Source organism: Providencia hangzhouensis, assembly GCF_029193595.2.
GTDB classification, from domain to species: domain Bacteria; phylum Pseudomonadota; class Gammaproteobacteria; order Enterobacterales; family Enterobacteriaceae; genus Providencia; species Providencia hangzhouensis.
In genome coordinates this window covers 905,813-922,890 of record NZ_CP135052.1, presented here as the reverse complement: position 1 = coordinate 922,890, position 17,078 = coordinate 905,813, and the positions used below count along the sequence as shown (strand labels likewise).

The window sequence follows — 17,078 nt, the reverse complement described above, 5'->3', positions numbered from 1 at the left end:
CTTCGTTTTATTGAGAGGGCAAGATGGTTAAAAATTTCGATAAACACATACCGCACTACTTGATTCCATTACTGGGGTCATTAGTGGCATTCGGTCCATTGTCTATCGATATGTACCTCCCAGCCCTCCCTCAAATGGGAATTGCATTACAGGCCACTCAAGGGCAAATACAGTACACCCTTGGGGCTTTTTTTGCTGGTTTCTGCGTGGGAATGCTGTTTTATGGCCCATTAAGTGACCTTCTTGGCCGGCGGAAAATGTTGTTAAGTGGCCTTGCCATTTTCACTATTGCCAGTTTGTTATGCGCACAAGCCACCAACGCAAATACCTTGATTGTATTCCGAGCGCTGCAAGCTTTTGGTAGTGGAGCGGCCATTGTTATGGCTAGGGCGATTGCAAGGGATGTTTACCCTGCTCATGAACTACCTAAAGTGCTGTCATTAATGACACTAGTGACCATGATAGCGCCATTACTGGCACCACTTTTAGGTGGTTTTTTACTTGTTCATTTTCAGTGGCAAGTGATTTTCTATTTGCTGGCAGTAATTGGCTTGGCTTCGGTGTGTGCGATTTTTTTCTTACTCCCTGAAACTCTAACCCACCAGCGCGGTTCTGAAAATATACTTTGTGTCGCTTTTAAGAATTATGCACAGGTGCTCACAGACCGAGAAGCACTGAGTATTATTGGCACCATGGCATTCTCTTTTGCCGGTATGTTTGCCTTTATCAGTGGTTCACCGTTTGTGTACATCAATTATTTCGGTGTTTCTGAACAACATTATGGTTTGCTGTTCGGTTGTAACATCTTGGGGATGATTGTCATGTTGTTGTTGAACGTTAAACTGCTAAAAACCTATAGTTTAACGCGCATACTGACTATACAAAGTGGGTTTCAATTAGCATTTGGTCTGCTGTTACTCATATTTTACCAACAAAGTTTGCCCATAATTGTTATTCTAGTCGTGCTGTTCTTATCGATGGTCAATGCTATCGGCACCAACAGTTTGTCACTATTACTGCAACATCGCGGGAAAATTGCAGGAAGTGCCAGTGCACTTGCTATTTCTATTCAGTTTGCCTTAGCGGCTGTCGCCAGCGTTGCAGTTTCTGTATTACAAGATGAATCCCCATTCGCTATGGCACTTGTTATGGCGCTGTGTGCCGGGTTAAGTTTTGTTAGCCAACAGCTATCAGCTAAAAATATCCGCCCACAAGTCCAATCAGTGTCTTCGGAGAACAACGAAAAATGAGCATAAATACCAATTCTACGTTATTTCGCCAACAAGCTTATATCAACGGCCAATGGGTTGATGCCCAAAATAAAGGTGTGTTTGAGGTCACTAACCCAGCCAATAACGAAGTTATCGCTAACGTCAGCAATATCGGTGCTTTAGAAACTCAACAAGCTATCGAAGCCGCAGAAAAAGCCCTGCCGGCATGGCGTGCTAAAACCGCCAAAGAGCGCAGCCAAATTTTAAATAAATGGTTCCGTTTAATGATGGATAACCAAAAAGAACTGGCTGAGTTACTCAGTGCTGAGCAAGGTAAGTCGATCACTGAATCGATGGGAGAAATTGCCTACGGTGCCAGCTTTATTGAGTGGTTTGCTGAAGAAGGTAAACGTGTGTATGGGGAAACCATTCCATCACCTTTACCGGGGCGTCGCCTTGTGACGATAAAACAACCCGTGGGGGTGGTTGCGGCTATCACACCGTGGAACTTCCCAAACGCCATGATCACCCGTAAAGTCGGCCCTGCGCTAGCAGCAGGCTGTACGATGGTATTAAAACCCGCGGCAGAAACACCATTATCTGCATTAGCGTTGGCAGCGTTAGGGGAAGAAGCCGGTATTCCTGCTGGTGTATTTAACATTGTCCCAGGTACGGATGCTAAAGCCATTGGCGGCGTGATGACCTCTAGCCCAATCGTTCGTAAGCTCACGTTCACGGGTTCAACACGAGTTGGTAAATTGCTGATGGAACAGTGCGCTAACACCGTGAAAAAAATGTCTCTGGAACTCGGTGGTAACGCGCCATTTATCGTGTTTGATGATGCCGATTTAGATGCAGCAGTACAAGGTGCATTAGCGGCTAAATTCCGTAATAGCGGGCAAACTTGTGTGTGTGCTAACCGTATTTTAGTCCAAGAAGGCGTTTACGATGAATTTGCGGCTCGTTTGGCAAAAGCCGTGAATGAACTGAAAATCGGCCCTGCCACACAAGCAGACTCCCAGCAGGGTCCTCTGATTAATCAAGCCGCAGTCGATAAAGTCACTGAACATATTGCTGATGCCGTTTCCCACGGTGCAAAAGTCATCGCTGGTGGTAAATCGGCAGAATTAGGTGGCTTGTTCTTTGAACCGACCGTTATCACTGGCGTCACTGAAGCCATGAAAGTCGCTAAAGAAGAAACATTCGGCCCACTGGCACCTTTATTTAAATTCCGCGATGAGCAAGAAGCTATTGATCTTGCCAATGATACTGAATTTGGCTTGGCATCTTATTTCTATTCAAAAGATATCGGGCGTATCTACCGTGTTGCTGAGGCATTAGAAAGCGGCATGGTGGGTATTAATGAAGGCATTATTTCAAATGAAGTGGCCCCATTTGGTGGCATTAAGCAGTCAGGTCTGGGGCGTGAAGGTTCACGCTACGGAATCGAAGATTACTTGGAAGTGAAATACCTCTGCTTTGGTGGTCTTTCCAATTAGTTAAATTGAGTACCGCTGGGTACGCATTCAATTTACACCTTGAATAGTCCGAGTGGCAGCAAAGCGCTTTAGTGCAGCGCTGCTCTCGAAATAGAATAGGTGAATAGGAGTATTAACAGCATGTTACAAAAAGATGTCATATCACAAATCGCGCAGCGCCTAAATCAGGCTGAAAAATCACGTGAGCAAATCCGTCAGATCTCACTCGATCACCCAGAAATGACGATCGACGATGCTTACGCTATCCAAAAAGAGTGGGTTGGCGTAAAAATTGCTGAAGGACGTGTGCTAAAAGGCCATAAAATTGGGCTAACATCCAAAGCCATGCAGGCAAGTTCACAGATTGATGAACCTGATTACGGTGCGCTTCTTGACGATATGTTTTTTGATGACGGCTGTGATATTCCAACAGACCGCTTTATCGTACCGCGTATTGAGGTTGAATTAGCATTCGTACTGGCGAAACCATTACGTGGGCCAAATTGCACCATCTTTGATGTGTATAACGCGACTGATTATGTGATCCCAGCCCTTGAGCTGATCGATGCGCGTTGTCATAACGTTGACCCTGAAACCAACCGCCCACGCAAAGTGTTCGACACCATTTCGGATAACGCAGCAAATGGCGCGGTAATTTTAGGTGGTCGCCCAATCAAACCACGCGATTTGGATATGCGTTGGATTAGCGCCCTGTTATATCGTAATGGCGTCATTGAAGAATCTGGCGTGGCAGCCGCTGTACTCAATCACCCAGCAAATGGCGTGGCATGGTTAGCAAATAAATTAGCACCGCATAATGTGCAACTTGAGCCTGGTCAAATTATCTTAGGTGGCTCATTTACACGCCCTGTTCCGGCTCGTAAAGGTGATGTGTTCCACGTTGATTACGGCAATATGGGTTCAATTAGCTGCCGCTTCGTGTAAGGAAAATGGCATGGATATTTTAGAAAATAAATTTAAGAAAGCACTAAAAAGTGGTCAACCGCAAATCGGTTTATGGCTTGGCTTGTGCAGCCCATATAGTGCTGAATTACTTGCTGGTGCAGGCTTCGACTGGTTATTAATTGATGGTGAACATGCACCAAATAATGTGCAAACGACATTATCTCAATTACAAGCGATCGCCCCTTATCCGTCACAGCCCGTGGTACGCCCACCGTGGAATGATCCGGTGATCATTAAGCAATTACTGGATATTGGCGCACAAACCCTTTTGCTACCGATGGTACAAAATGCAGAGCAAGCCAAGCAAGCGGTGCGCGCAACACGTTACCCGCCAGCTGGGATACGCGGTGTCGGCAGTGCTTTGGCACGTGCTTCTCGTTGGAACCGAGTACCTAATTATTTAACCCGTGCCAATGATGAAATGTGTGTGATAGTACAGGTTGAAACCCGTGAAGCCATGAATAACCTTCCCGAGATCCTAAAAGTTGAAGGTGTCGACGGTGTGTTTATCGGCCCTGCGGATCTTAGCGCAGATATGGGCTTCTCAGGGAACCCTAACCACCCTGAAGTCAAAGCCACAATCGAAAAAGCAATTGTACAAATTCGTGAGGCTGGCTTGGCACCCGGTATTTTAATGGCAGCCCCAGATGTCGCTGAACATTATCTTAAACTCGGCGCACTATTTGTTGCCGTCGGGGTTGATACCACGCTACTAGCACGTACCGCAGAAGCGCTAGCAGCAAAATTTGGTAAAACCGTCTCAGAGGTGGCCTCGAGTGCACCAAGCGTTTATTAATTAAACTGTCTCTAAATAAGTTAATTTTAACCCTACAGACAAATAACTTAATTAGATAAATTAAGAAATCAATATCGCAACATTGGGCAGACAGCACCATGACTGCTTACTCGTCCCTTGTACCTATAATAATCTGTAAAAGAAAGAATTGAGGGCCCTACAATATGAGTAATCAACAACTTGCAAGCACTAACCCTGCTGAACAACATAAAAATTTAACCGAACCGCAGCAGCGGGTGATTAATAAGTTATTTAAACGTCTCATTGTATTTTTATTTGTGCTATTTGTTTTTTCCTTCTTAGACCGTATTAATATTGGCTTTGCGGGTCTAACCATGGGGAAAGACATTGGCCTAACTTCCACCATGTTCGGCTTAGCCGCGACCTTGTTCTATGCCACTTATGTAATCTTTGGTATTCCAAGTAACATCATGTTGGGGATTGTTGGTGCTCGCCGCTGGATAGCCACCATCATGGTGCTTTGGGGTATTGCTTCTACAGCCACCATGTTTGCCACAGGGCCAACCAGTTTATACGTCCTACGGATGTTAGTGGGTATCGCTGAAGCGGGCTTCTTACCCGGGATTTTAGTTTATTTGACTTACTGGTTCCCTGCCTATTTCCGCGCTCGTGCTAATGCCTTATTTATGATTGCGATGCCAGTCACCATGGCATTCGGCTCACTCGCATCCGGTTATATTCTAGGTATGGATGGCATTTTAGACCTAAAAGGTTGGCAATGGCTGTTCCTACTAGAAGGTTTCCCATCCGTGATCCTCGGTGTGCTAGTTTGGTTCTATCTTGATGATTCGCCAAAGAAAGCCAAATGGTTGACCCAAGAAGACAAAGACACACTGCAAGAAATGATGGACCAAGACCAGCTGGAACTCGTCCAGCCGCATGGTTCCAAAAGCCATACCGCATTGCAGAACAAAAGCTTATGGAAAGAAATTTTCACCCCTGTGATCTTAATGTATACCGTCGCTTATTTCTGTTTAACCAATACGTTAAGTGCGATTAATATTTGGACCCCGCAGATCATGCAAAGCTTCAATGAAGGCAGTAGTAATGCCATGATTGGGCTATTAACTGCAATCCCACAGTTTTGTACTATCTTAGGAATGATCTATTGGAGTCGCCGTTCTGATAGGTTACAAGAACGGAAAATGCATACTGCACTACCGTATTTATTTGCGGCCGCAGGATGGGTTCTCGCTGCGATGACAAGCCATCCCGTCATTCAGTTGATTGGTATTATTATGGCCTCAACAGGTTCATTTACTGCGATGGCAGTGTTCTGGACAACCCCAGACCAGTCAATCAGTTTACGTGCTCGTGCCATCGGTATTGCGGTTATCAACGCAACAGGTAATATAGGTTCCGCTGTCAGCCCACTCCTTATCGGTTGGCTGAAAGACCAAACCGGTAGCTTTAACTCTGGCCTCTATTTTGTTGCAGGCCTATTGGTGGTCGGTGCGCTGTTAGTCATTGCTATCCCAATGAAAAACTCAAGACCAAGGGCAACACCTTAAAATTTTGATGGTTCGAATGTTTTGAATGTTTTAAATGTTTTAAATGTTTTAATAACTTATGCTGCAAATAATTATTAAAGGGTGTTACCCAAAATAATTTGGTTTGCAGCTAGGCGGCAAGCAAGTTAATCCCTAGGAGCATACTGAAGTATGTGACTAGGGTTGGCTTGTGAGGCCAACAACGCTGCGAGCCGAAGAATGAAGGGTAACTCAACTTTAATTACGAATATTGACATCAGCACAGACTACGACGAAACCCAAGGCACCGACGACGTCCACTACCAAACCTTTGGCAACATGGCCGCCTTCTTTGGTCGCGACATGCAAGCTCATCGCCATGATGGTTTCTTCCAGTTGCACTATTTGGTTACGGGCCATATTACTTTGCAGCTCGATGAGTCGCGCTATTCTGTTCAAGCGCCGCTCTTTATTCTTACGCCCCCTTCGGTTGCACATGCATTTTTCACTCAAGAAGACACTGATGGCCACGTACTCACCGTACGGCAAGACCTGATCACGCCTCTTCTTAGCTCATTGTACCCAGCGAATCCAGATTTGGTCGATATCCCTGCTATTTGCTTATCTGTTGCCGATAAGCCTGATGATATCGATACCTTTAATCATTATTGGGCATTGATGGCTCGCGAATCGGCGAATAACTATATTGGCAAAGACCAAGCCCTCGCCTCTTTAGCCCAAGCGCTGTTTACCTTTCTACTGCGCTCTATTCCACTTGATGAGCACCCTACAACGGGGGTTAGAGGCGAACACCGCCTATTCCAACGTTTTAATCAGCTCATTGACTTACATTATCATGAACACCTTGCGGTACCTGAATATGCCAAAAAACTTGATGTCACAGAGTCACGCCTTAAAGATATGTGCCGGCGGTTTGCTAACCGGCCACCGAAAAGGTTGATTTTTGACCGAATATTGCGTGAAGCTAAGCGGATGTTACTGTTTTCCGACAGCCCCGTTTCAGAAATTGCCTACCAGCTCGGTTTCAAAGACCCCGCCTATTTTGCGCGATTTTTTAACCGGTTAGTCGGGTGCTCTCCTAGCCTATGGCGAGAACAAAACATTCATTAAAGAGAGGCTTAGTGATTTTATCCGTATTTTTAGGTAAAAATCATCAATGCCTCCTGAACGCTATATCATACCTACTTCTAACCTATCTCTACAAACCACTCTTCAAATAATTTTACATTTTAAAAACATTTTTGATATCTTATAAATTTTGTTTTAACTTTATAAAGATGCTAATAATGCTTAACAAAAAGTGAATGTGAAGATTAAAAAAAGAACAAACAACCCAAGAAAAAATATTAATATTAATATAATAACCATTTAATTAATGATTAATAATCAATGCACTGTAAGATAAATAAAAATTTATATTAATATCAAAACATCGAGATGATCACATTTCTTTCACAAAACACAGCTCCCAACGAAAAGTACCAGCAAACCTTTAGAAAGTCTCTTTAAAACTCCCTCGTAAAGCGATTCAATTAAGAAACACAAAACAAACATAAAATTAACATATTTCGCTTGCAACCTTTGTACCCTATCAATGCAAGCCCTCATTGTGAGATAACGAGGTAGACATGAAACCAGAAGATTTTCGTTCAGATGCTAAACGCCCTTTTAATGGCCAAGAATATTTAAAAAGCTTACAAGATGGCCGCGAAATCTATATTTATGGCGAGCGTGTAAAAGACGTCACCACTCACCCCGCTTTTCGTAATTCAGCCGCTTCTATAGGACAATTATATGATGCGCTTCATGATAAAACGACTCATGACCAACTTTGCTGGAACACCGACACAGGAAACGGCGGATACACTCACAAATTCTTCCGTTTCGCTAAAAGTGCCGATGAACTACGCCAACAGCGTGACGCTATCGCAGATTGGTCACGTCAGAGCTACGGATGGATGGGACGCACTCCAGACTATAAGGCGGCATTCGCCAGCTGTTTAGGCGCTAACCCAGAATATTATGGTCAGTTTGCAGACAACGCACGTCACTGGTATAAACGTATTCAAGAAAGTGGCCTGTACTTTAATCATGCCATTGTTAACCCACCAATCGACCGTCACAAGCCAGCTGATGAAGTTAAAGATGTTTATATCAAACTCGAAAAAGAAACAGATGCGGGGATTATCGTCAGTGGTGCTAAAGTTGTTGCGACCAACTCAGCGTTAACACACTATAACTTTATTGGTTTTGGTTCCGCACAAGTCATGGGCGATAACCCTGATTTCGCATTGATGTTTGTTGCACCAATGGACGCAGATGGCGTGAAATTAATCTCACGTGCATCTTATGAATTAGTTGCTGGTGCAACTGGCGCACCATTTGATTACCCATTATCAAGCCGTTTCGATGAAAATGATGCCATTTTGGTGATGGACCATGTGTTAATTCCATGGGAAAACGTATTAATTTATCGTGATTTCGACCGTGCACGTAATTGGGCAGTTCAAGGTGGTTTTGCACGTTTATTCCCATTACAAGCTTGTGTCCGCTTAGCCGTTAAATTAGACTTCATTACCGGATTGTTACAAAAAAGTTTAGAATGTACAGGTGTTATTGATTTCCGTGGTGTACAAGCTGATCTGGGTGAAGTGGTTGCGTGGCGTAATCTGTTCTGGTCATTAACCGATGCAATGACCTCTGAAGCACAAGCATGGGAAGGCGGCGCTTATCTACCCGATACTCAAGCTATACAAACTTACCGTGTTATGGCACCAATGGCTTACACCAAAATCAAGAATATCATTGAAAGTAACGTGACAAGTGGCCTGATTTACCTACCATCAAGCGTTCGTGATATGAATAATCCAGAAATTGATAAGTATTTAGCTAAATATGTTCGCGGCTCTAATGGTATGGATCACGTTGAACGTATTAAGATCCTTAAACTCATGTGGGATGCAATCGGTAGTGAATTTGGTGGTCGCCATGAACTGTATGAAATTAACTACGCAGGAAGCCAAGATGAAATTCGTCTGCAATGTCTGCGTCATGCATACGGTTCTGGCAATATGAAAGCCATGACAGATATGGTTGATCGCTGTTTATCAGACTACGATCAACACGGATGGAAACGTCCACACCTGCATAACAACAATGATATTAATCAGTTAGATTCGCTGCTGAAATAGTCGGCAGCAGGAGGTCAAAATGTCTTTAGAAAATGAACATCGCCTGCGTTTCAGAGATGCGATGGCAAGTCTTGGTGCAGCAGTCAATATCGTCACCACGGATGGGACTGAGGGTCGCTGTGGAATTACAGCCACTGCAGTCTGTTCAGTTACAGATACGCCACCCACTTTGATGGTCTGTGTTAACCGCAATAGCGCTATGAATGCGGTATTTCAAAAGAATGGCCGCCTGTGTGTCAACGTGCTAAGCCATGAACAAGAAGAACTTGCATGCCATTTCGCAGGTATGAAAGGTTCAACGATGGAAGAACGTTTTGGCTGGAGTGTATGGGAAAGCGGTATTTTACAGCAACCAATGTTAAAAAACGCGCTTGCCAACCTTGAAGGTGAAATAACTCAAGTTCAAGATATCGGTACGCACTCTGTCTACATGGTTGAAATGAAACAAATCATTGTTAACGATACTGGGCATGGTCTCGTTTACTTTAAACGTAAATTCCATCCTGTTATGCACCAAATCCTTGAGCCAACGGCTTAATTGGTAAAGTATTTATATGAAATAGCCTCTTATATTTGAGGCTATTTTTTATATATCATCGTTTAGCCAAAATAATAGCTAGCAACAGACTTACTCCTCATAAAATGTTTCAGCCTAAAATTTTTTACGCATAATAACTATTAGTTATTTTGTATAATGTTAAAAAAATAGTGTTTTTCTAAAAAAAATAAATACCTCTTCAACCTCCCGCCTTAAACATAACATGCGTAAATAAAAACTTAACTATATGATTTTCAATAACTTTCAAAATTACACCAAATATGCTTAATTGACATAACATAAATAACAGGTATAAACTCAAATAATATAAATATTTTTCCTATAAATAAAATCAATCTAAAAATGAACTATTTGATTAATAATCATATTAATTATGACAGTCATCAGGGGCTGTTATATATCGACGATGTTAATAATGCATTAAAACTAACAACCACCTTAAACCGTTTGTTATTAGTCTTAGTGCAAAATAATCATGATATTGTTGACCGAGAAACCATATTACGTCGGGTTTGGGAGGAACATAACCAAGTTGTCTCCGATAATAACCTTAATAGTAGTGTCTCTGTACTCAGACGCCATTTATCATCTTTTTCTGATGATGAAATTATCACGACTGTACCTAAAGTTGGGATTAAATTTTCTGCTGATCTGAAAATTGAAAATGAGCAACAGGAAATTAGTGATAATAATCACAAAGCTTTATTCACTAGTGAGGAAGAACTAGACTCTTCATCAAAAGTACCCGAAGGGACTTCCCCCCAAGCAGTCGAAAATAAAAAAAGCTACATGTTGAATAACCGATATGTTGAAATTTCACTTATTGGACTCATTATTTTTTGCTTATTATACCTTTTTAAAAGTTATTTCTTTGCAAGCCGAACAGAATACCCTGAAGTTGGTCGTATCGATCAATGCAGTATCCGCTACATTAATAGTTACCATAAACCCGATACAACAACCATCAGCTTTGCGACAATTCAAAATGAACTCACGAAATTAAACCTAGATTGTAAAAAGCCAGCAACTGTTTTTTATTATAATGTTGGTATCGTAGCAAATGATAAAAATTTATATGACAACTTCCTATTTTTGTCCTATTGCCCAACAGTACCGAAAGAAAGTGCAACTGTGAGCTGTGAGAATTTTTATGTCAAATAAAATATCAACAAGAATGTTTTTTTTGTCCTTTATATCTATAATTTTGGTTTTCATTAGCTTATATGTTCATCACATAATTAACACTCCTATTATTCCTGATTGCCAAACAACCTTAAAAATAAATATCTCTGACCATCGTTCTACCTTAAAAGGATTTTACCTGCTAAGTGTTATCCCTAACGAAAATAAACCTGACCAACACACATTCATCATGAATGGAAGCATTAGTGATAATGGTAAAAACTATACTATTTCACGAAAATTTCTGATGAAACATGAATACTTAGGTGACCATTTTTTTTTACGCGTTGAAAATATATTTATAGACCCAGCTGATCAGGCTCAAGACAAAATCAATATTCGAGGTGTTCCTGAAATTAACCAACTTTATTTTTTAAAAATAAAAAAATTAACCGACACAAGTTATATTTTTGAAGAAAATTTCTCTCCACTTTTTATTTGCACTCTGTAGCACCAAAAAAAATCATAAGAAATGCATCAAATATTGATATTTTGATGCATTTTTTTTATTTCTAAACACCCCCAACCTTAAAACACCTTAAAAGCACAAACATTAAACATTTCACAGACAATTAAATTAGCATAAAAACATTGATACATATTAAAAAAAACTAAATATAAGTTAAATAATTCAAATTTAATTAAAATCAAAGAGTTTTATTCCATTTTACACCTGATAGGGATAAGATTCCTTCCGTCGAAATGACCCACGCTAAAAACGATTACGTTAAGCGTTCTGTGATTAGGACATTTGAAAATCCATTTATGGATACTGAACTTTATTCCTATGGCAGTACTTATATAAAGGCTCACTAGGGATCAAATATTTACTTATTTTTAAGGATGTAAGATATGAAATTAAATAAACTTTCTATTGCTGTTTTATTCGCGTCTTCTGCTATTTCAACTTCTATCTTTGCTAGTGGTAATAGCGGTGAATTACATTTCAGCGGCCAAGTTGTTAATGCTCCATGTAATATTGAATCAGAAAGTACAAAACAAGAAGTTCCATTTGGTCAACTTTCTCGTGCATCTTTAGAAGCGGGTAATGCAGCAGAAAAAGATATCGCTATCAAATTAAAAGAATGTAATTTTGATGAGTTTAGCAAAGACACTGAAGGTAAGTGGGTTGCTGTTAAAGATATTAAAATTACCTTTGGTGGTAAAAACTATGTCGGTACTGATAAAGAATTCTTAGGTACTACTGGTACCGCTTCGAATATCGGTATTCAAATCAAAGATTTTAAATTTGATGAAGCTAAATCTATCCTAAGCCAAATTCGTAACCGCCAAGGTGAAAACGTTTTAGAATTTACTGCATTAGCTAAACGTGTTGATGGTGCAACACCAGTTACTGAAGGTGAATTTAGTTCTATCGCTGACTTTAAAATCACATACGAGTAATTTTTTTAGGGGAGAGAATTCTCTCCCCATAAAAGGCTCATTATGAAAAAAAATACTTATCTATGGATTGCCTTATTATTTAACCCTATTAACTCTAATGCGACTAGCTCTAACCTTGGACATATTCAAGATGGCCTCCGAGGCGAAACAGTAATGCAAGGTTATATCGTTGCGGCACCTTGTTCAATTGAAACTGATAGTCAGTATCAATATATAAACTATAATTACATTTCTAATTACAGTATAAATAATATAGATGATGAAAAATTAATGCGAAGACCTTTCTATATAAAATTAAATAACTGTATTAGTGAATATGACAGTAGTAATCATAAAGGTATTAAAATTCGTTTTTTTGCGCTGCAAGATACGTATACTAATGCAATAAAACTATCAGGCCCTAAGCCTGGAGTTGTTCTATATATATACGACGTTAACAATAATTTATTAATACCAAATAAGCTCTACTCTATTTCTAATAATTACGTTTATTTTGATAACAAAAGTAAAGAGAGCTTTTTAAAATATGAAACAGAATTAGGCACAAGTAATAACGAAATTACACCTGGTGATTACTTTACCACAATTAAATTCAACGTTACTTACGACTAGTAAATAAACTCATAATTAATTTGATGAAAAAATCATGGTTAAATTTAATATTTACTCTTACATCATTGTGACTTCTTTTTTATCTTCAATCTCTTCGTTAGCCTATGCTGTCGAATTCAATACCGATATGTTAGATACAGAAGACACTCAAAATATTGACTTTAGCCAATTTTCTCAGGCTGGATTTATTATGCCTGGTATTTATCATTTAAATCTCAAAGTCAATAATGAGGGCATGGGTAGTGCGCAAGATATCACTGTGATAGCGCCACAATCCCAAAACAATAATTTATTCGATACCGTTTGTGTTCCCGTTAATATTCTTGATCGTTTAGGGCTTACTCCGGACGCAATTAAATTAATTAAATATCGTGATGAGGGTAAATGCCTTGATTTATCTCCGCTTGAAGGTGCTTCATTAAGTGTAGATTTATCGACATTAACGCTATCCATTTTAATCCCACAAAGCTATTTAGAATATACAGATCCAAGTTGGGTTCCTCCTTCACGTTGGGAGGAAGGTGTAAATGGATTTTTATTAGATTACAACCTAACAGGTTCTTTAACGCATCAAAATTCAGGTTCACGAGAATCGTACCTTTCTGCTAACGGAACAACAGGGCTTAATTTTGGTGCATGGCGTTTACGCGGTGATTACCAAGCAAACTATCGAAAATCGACAGGAAGCTTCGAAAACCAATATAGTGATGCCACATTTAGCCGATTATTTGCATACCGCTCAATAAAATCCATTGCGTCTATTTTAACGTTAGGTGAGAACTACTTTTACTCTGCTATTTTTGATTCTTGGCAGTACACCGGGGTATCTCTTGAAACCGATGAAAATATGATGCCCCCTAAATTAACAGGTTATGCACCAGAGATTATTGGTATTGCTCAAACTAATGCCACTGTTATTGTCAAAAGCCATAACCGTATAGTTTTAGAAACAACCGTACCTGCTGGTCCCTTTCGTATCCAGACACTAGATAGCTCTATTCGTGGAACATTAGATGTGACTGTGCGAGAAGAAAATGGTGAAGAACAACAATTTAGCATTACCACAGCAGCATTACCCTACTTAACGAGACCAGGGCAAATCCGCTATAAATTTGCAGCGGGTAAACCACGTTTTAATGGCCGCCAGCTCGAAGGTGATTTAACTGCTTCGGGAGAACTCTCTTACGGGTTAAATAACCTTTGGTCTATCTATGGGGGCTCCGTTTTATCAAAAAATTATCAGGCATTTTCAGCAGGCTTTGGTCGTGACCTGTTTTCATTCGGTAGCCTTTCGTTCGATGCGACTCAGTCACATGCTCAATTACTTGATAAAACGTTAACTGGCCGAAGTTATCGACTTAGTTATTCAAAATCATTTGATGAAGCCAGAACTGACATTACATTCGCAGGGTATCGTTTCTCTGATGAAACCTATCGCTCTTTGCAACAAACGTTGGATGAACGACGTACAGGTAATGAAAGCCAAGCTCAAAAAGAAAGCTATCAAATTAATATTAATAAATATTTTGATGATTTCTCATTGGGTGGAAACTATCAATACAATACGTATTGGAATAGTGAAACAGAAGAACAATACAGCTTATACCTAAGTACTCTTTTAAATTGGGCGGCTATTGGGCTCAAAAATATTAACCTGACAGCTTCTGCTTCTCGTTCAAAAAGAGCGGGATATCAAGATGATGCGATCAGCTTGTATTTCACTATTCCTTTAAGTCAAGGAAGCAGCGTCAGCTTTTCTGAAGGTTATACCCGAAACCAAAATGGCCAACGCAGTTCAACACATAATATCGGTTATAGCGGATATAGTGAGCAGCGCAATTATAACTTAAATGTCGGTTATCAAACAGGAAGTCATCAGAATGACCAAACCAGCTTTAGTGGTTATTTAAACCAAAATCTTCCTTATGCCTCAATTTCAGGAAATGCGAGTTATGTCCCGAACGAGTATCACAGCGTTGGGGGATCAATTAATGGTGGAATTACCTTAATTAAAGAAGGTATTGCCATGCACCAAGCCGCTTATGGTGGTACTCGACTCGTTATAGAAACACCTGGTGCAGCTAACGTTCCTCTGAGTGGTGGCGTTTATCAAACTAATCACTTTGGACTCGCTGTATTGCCAAACGTGAGTAGTTATCGGAAAACCAGCGCATCAATTAATACCAGTAAATTACCAAAAGATGTTGAAGCATTAGAGACCGTCACTGATACGACTCTGACTCGTGGGGCAATCGGATATCGTCGCCTCAACGTAATTCAAGGTGAAAAAACGTTTGCTCGCTTAAAACTAGCTGATGACACTTATCCGCCTTTTGGCGCCAGCGTACGTAATAGCAACAATATTGAACTCGGAATTGTTGGCGAACAAGGTATTACGTGGATTATTGGTATCCAGCCTAAAGACTTACTCAATCTCTACTGGGGAAATAAACACCAGTGTAGTGCCGATGTGCCTGACGTGATTAATCCTCAAGAAATTTACCCAACTATTATTTGTCGTTAATAAGAGAACTAAGATGAAATTGAATTCCCCTTTTTTGTTACTTACTAGCGTATTCACGCTGACTATAAGTGTAATTTCAGCTGCGAATGCCGCGGTTACACTTGATCGTACTCGTATAATTTTCGATGGAAACCAGTCGTCTATTAATATTACGATCCGTAATGATAACCCGGAATTGCCTTATTTGGCCCAGTCGTGGTTAGAAAATGCGTTAGAACAAAAACTGGAAATAGGCCCTATTATTGCCACTCCGCCGATTCAGCGCATGGAACCCAAATCCACTAGCCTAGTTCGCCTAAGCACCGCACCCGACATTGCAAAGTTACCGCAAGACAGGGAATCCCTGTTTTATTACAACCTGCGTGAAATCCCGCCTAAGTCATCAGAAGCGGGTGTGTTGCAAATTGCATTACAGAGCCGTGTAAAACTATTTTATCGCCCTGAAAGCATTGTTGCACAAAGCAAAACCGATTGGACGAAATACATAACATTAACAGCAACATCATCGGGTTATACGTTAGATAACCCAACACCATTTTATTTAACTGTAATTGGTATAGGGAACAGCCAAAAACAATCTGAAGAAAGTGATTTTGACGCAGTCATGATACCGCCAAAATCTAATCAACTGATTAAATCATCCAAATTTTCAACACCTTACCTGACATATATCAATGATTATGGTGGAAAGCCCTCACTTGCTTTCAAATGCCAAGCTTCAACGTGCAGTGTGACGGAATAATGAGTAAAAAATAGATAGGAGCAGAACAATGAAATTGAATTACCTAGCACTATGGGCTTTTACTATACCTATTTTTGCTGAGTCTGCTGTACCTGTGACAACAGGCACGATATATGTTAATGCGCGTATTGTTACTGCTCCTTGTCTACCTAATATCTCATTAAAATTAAATGAAAGTACTTTAATTGCAGCAACCTATAGTGTGGAAATGCATTTTTCTCATTGTAGCAAACCAATACAAAAGCAAGCTTGGGTACCGTTAAGACTGAAATTAGGCAGTAACCAATATGTGCTAACTCAACCACTACGCAATAACACCATTTTATTCTCTATTCCTGCTAGTAATAAGATGCAACGTGTGGAGATAAATTATGATTAGATGCTCAATATTATTATTTAGTTTTTTATTCCTAACATGGAATACCAGCTTTGCCAATACACTAACAGTTTACTTAGAAGGAGTGTTAGTACCGCTTGGTTGCCGGCTAAGTGATGATGATACACAGAAAAAAATATATCTTTCTGGGCTACGTTTTTCTTCAATCGAAACATTAGGACGTTCAGATATGCAACCATTTAAATTGGATATCATGGACTGTTCAGCGATGGCTTTGAATAAAACGATCAAAATAACGTTAAATACCCAAAATATTGAAACACATAATGGTATTAATTATTTAAAAACCACTGGTGAATCTAATGTGTTATTAGCACTGACTGATAGTCGTGGTAAGGAACTAGAACTGAATACAACAATTGATGTCAGTACAGTAACTGAATCAGGTAAAGGGTCCGTTAATACACTTTTATTCGGTGTTTATGCTCAGAAGCCCTTTAGTTCTCTTTTAAAAACAGGGGGGTTCTCCTCAACTGTTACTTTTAATCTTGATTATCAATAAGGA

Annotated in this window: 16 protein-coding genes; all 16 read left to right on the top strand. The window is 40.1% G+C overall.

Annotation, left to right across the window (positions count from 1 at the left end; all coding sequences use genetic code 11):
* Positions 1-23 precede the first annotated feature (23 nt).
* The 16 genes from PZ638_RS03985 (at position 24) to PZ638_RS03910 (ending at position 17,075) form a co-directional block, all read left to right on the top strand.
* Complete coding sequence (locus tag PZ638_RS03985; RefSeq protein WP_272674221.1) at positions 24-1,250, top strand: Bcr/CflA family multidrug efflux MFS transporter; 1,227 nt, start codon at positions 24-26, stop codon at positions 1,248-1,250.
* Positions 1,247-2,710 carry an NAD-dependent succinate-semialdehyde dehydrogenase gene (locus PZ638_RS03980; RefSeq protein ID WP_144141144.1) on the top strand — a complete coding sequence of 488 codons (1,464 nt, stop codon included), beginning with the start codon at positions 1,247-1,249 and terminating at the stop codon, positions 2,708-2,710. Before PZ638_RS03985 ends, PZ638_RS03980 begins: the two co-directional genes overlap by 4 nt.
* A 120-nt stretch (positions 2,711-2,830) precedes the next feature.
* On the top strand, positions 2,831-3,634 hold the full coding sequence (gene hpaH / locus PZ638_RS03975) for a 2-oxo-hept-4-ene-1,7-dioate hydratase (RefSeq protein ID WP_004914311.1): 804 nt from the start codon (positions 2,831-2,833) through the stop codon (positions 3,632-3,634).
* 10 nt (positions 3,635-3,644) lie between these two features.
* Positions 3,645-4,451 (top strand): 4-hydroxy-2-oxoheptanedioate aldolase, encoded by an 807-nt coding sequence (gene hpaI, locus PZ638_RS03970; RefSeq protein WP_004905322.1) that lies wholly within the window; start codon positions 3,645-3,647, stop codon positions 4,449-4,451.
* A gap of 164 nt (positions 4,452-4,615) precedes the next feature.
* A complete protein-coding gene (gene hpaX, locus PZ638_RS03965) occupies positions 4,616-5,983 on the top strand; it encodes a 4-hydroxyphenylacetate permease (protein ID WP_094962172.1) in 1,368 nt (455 codons plus the stop codon).
* Between the two features lie 198 nt (positions 5,984-6,181).
* Positions 6,182-7,072 carry a 4-hydroxyphenylacetate catabolism regulatory protein HpaA gene (gene hpaA / locus PZ638_RS03960; RefSeq protein WP_004905325.1) on the top strand — a complete coding sequence of 297 codons (891 nt, stop codon included), beginning with the start codon at positions 6,182-6,184 and terminating at the stop codon, positions 7,070-7,072.
* Positions 7,073-7,590: 518 nt separating this feature from the next.
* Complete coding sequence (gene hpaB, locus PZ638_RS03955; RefSeq protein ID WP_004905326.1) at positions 7,591-9,153, top strand: 4-hydroxyphenylacetate 3-monooxygenase, oxygenase component; 1,563 nt, start codon at positions 7,591-7,593, stop codon at positions 9,151-9,153.
* A 19-nt stretch (positions 9,154-9,172) separates the two neighbouring features.
* The gene (gene hpaC, locus PZ638_RS03950) at positions 9,173-9,691 is read left to right on the top strand and encodes a 4-hydroxyphenylacetate 3-monooxygenase, reductase component (RefSeq protein ID WP_004905327.1); all 519 of its coding nucleotides are present in this window, start codon (positions 9,173-9,175) and stop codon (positions 9,689-9,691) included.
* A 363-nt stretch (positions 9,692-10,054) separates the two neighbouring features.
* Positions 10,055-10,873 (top strand): winged helix-turn-helix domain-containing protein, encoded by an 819-nt coding sequence (locus PZ638_RS03945; protein WP_110592373.1) that lies wholly within the window; start codon positions 10,055-10,057, stop codon positions 10,871-10,873.
* Entirely contained in the window at positions 10,863-11,345 is a 483-nt protein-coding gene (locus PZ638_RS03940) for a FidL-like protein (RefSeq protein ID WP_110592374.1), read from the top strand. Before PZ638_RS03945 ends, PZ638_RS03940 begins: the two co-directional genes overlap by 11 nt.
* Positions 11,346-11,746: 401 nt before the next feature.
* Complete coding sequence (locus PZ638_RS03935) at positions 11,747-12,298, top strand: fimbrial protein (RefSeq protein ID WP_004905332.1); 552 nt, start codon at positions 11,747-11,749, stop codon at positions 12,296-12,298.
* A gap of 42 nt (positions 12,299-12,340) precedes the next feature.
* Positions 12,341-12,910, top strand: coding sequence for a fimbrial protein (locus PZ638_RS03930; RefSeq protein ID WP_144141142.1), 570 nt, complete (start codon positions 12,341-12,343; stop codon positions 12,908-12,910).
* Positions 12,911-12,944: 34 nt separating this feature from the next.
* Positions 12,945-15,434 (top strand): fimbria/pilus outer membrane usher protein, encoded by a 2,490-nt coding sequence (locus PZ638_RS03925; protein ID WP_004905341.1) that lies wholly within the window; start codon positions 12,945-12,947, stop codon positions 15,432-15,434.
* Positions 15,435-15,447: 13 nt separating this feature from the next.
* Positions 15,448-16,176, top strand: a complete 729-nt coding sequence (locus PZ638_RS03920) for a fimbria/pilus periplasmic chaperone (RefSeq protein WP_144141138.1) — start codon at positions 15,448-15,450, stop codon at positions 16,174-16,176.
* 28 nt (positions 16,177-16,204) lie between these two features.
* Complete coding sequence (locus PZ638_RS03915) at positions 16,205-16,555, top strand: hypothetical protein (RefSeq protein ID WP_004905343.1); 351 nt, start codon at positions 16,205-16,207, stop codon at positions 16,553-16,555.
* Positions 16,548-17,075 (top strand): fimbrial protein, encoded by a 528-nt coding sequence (locus tag PZ638_RS03910; RefSeq protein WP_096864809.1) that lies wholly within the window; start codon positions 16,548-16,550, stop codon positions 17,073-17,075. Before PZ638_RS03915 ends, PZ638_RS03910 begins: the two co-directional genes overlap by 8 nt.
* Positions 17,076-17,078 lie beyond the last annotated feature (3 nt).

Excerpts from the sequence above, each read along its gene's own strand:
- PZ638_RS03935 (WP_004905332.1), top strand. The coding sequence starts at position 11,747 with ATGAAATTAAATAAACTTTCTATTGCTGTTTTATTCGCGTCTTCTGCT.
- hpaH (WP_004914311.1), top strand. The coding sequence starts at position 2,831 with ATGTTACAAAAAGATGTCATATCACAAATCGCGCAGCGCCTAAATCAG.
- PZ638_RS03925 (WP_004905341.1), top strand. The coding sequence starts at position 12,945 with ATGGTTAAATTTAATATTTACTCTTACATCATTGTGACTTCTTTTTTA.
- hpaX (WP_094962172.1), top strand. The coding sequence starts at position 4,616 with ATGAGTAATCAACAACTTGCAAGCACTAACCCTGCTGAACAACATAAA.
- hpaC (WP_004905327.1), top strand. The coding sequence starts at position 9,173 with ATGTCTTTAGAAAATGAACATCGCCTGCGTTTCAGAGATGCGATGGCA.
- PZ638_RS03980 (WP_144141144.1), top strand. The coding sequence starts at position 1,247 with ATGAGCATAAATACCAATTCTACGTTATTTCGCCAACAAGCTTATATC.
- PZ638_RS03910 (WP_096864809.1), top strand. The coding sequence starts at position 16,548 with ATGATTAGATGCTCAATATTATTATTTAGTTTTTTATTCCTAACATGG.
- hpaA (WP_004905325.1), top strand. The coding sequence starts at position 6,182 with ATGAAGGGTAACTCAACTTTAATTACGAATATTGACATCAGCACAGAC.
- PZ638_RS03945 (WP_110592373.1), top strand. The coding sequence starts at position 10,055 with ATGAACTATTTGATTAATAATCATATTAATTATGACAGTCATCAGGGG.
- PZ638_RS03915 (WP_004905343.1), top strand. The coding sequence starts at position 16,205 with ATGAAATTGAATTACCTAGCACTATGGGCTTTTACTATACCTATTTTT.
- PZ638_RS03930 (WP_144141142.1), top strand. The coding sequence starts at position 12,341 with ATGAAAAAAAATACTTATCTATGGATTGCCTTATTATTTAACCCTATT.
- PZ638_RS03920 (WP_144141138.1), top strand. The coding sequence starts at position 15,448 with ATGAAATTGAATTCCCCTTTTTTGTTACTTACTAGCGTATTCACGCTG.
- PZ638_RS03940 (WP_110592374.1), top strand. The coding sequence starts at position 10,863 with ATGTCAAATAAAATATCAACAAGAATGTTTTTTTTGTCCTTTATATCT.
- hpaB (WP_004905326.1), top strand. The coding sequence starts at position 7,591 with ATGAAACCAGAAGATTTTCGTTCAGATGCTAAACGCCCTTTTAATGGC.
- PZ638_RS03985 (WP_272674221.1), top strand. The coding sequence starts at position 24 with ATGGTTAAAAATTTCGATAAACACATACCGCACTACTTGATTCCATTA.
- hpaI (WP_004905322.1), top strand. The coding sequence starts at position 3,645 with ATGGATATTTTAGAAAATAAATTTAAGAAAGCACTAAAAAGTGGTCAA.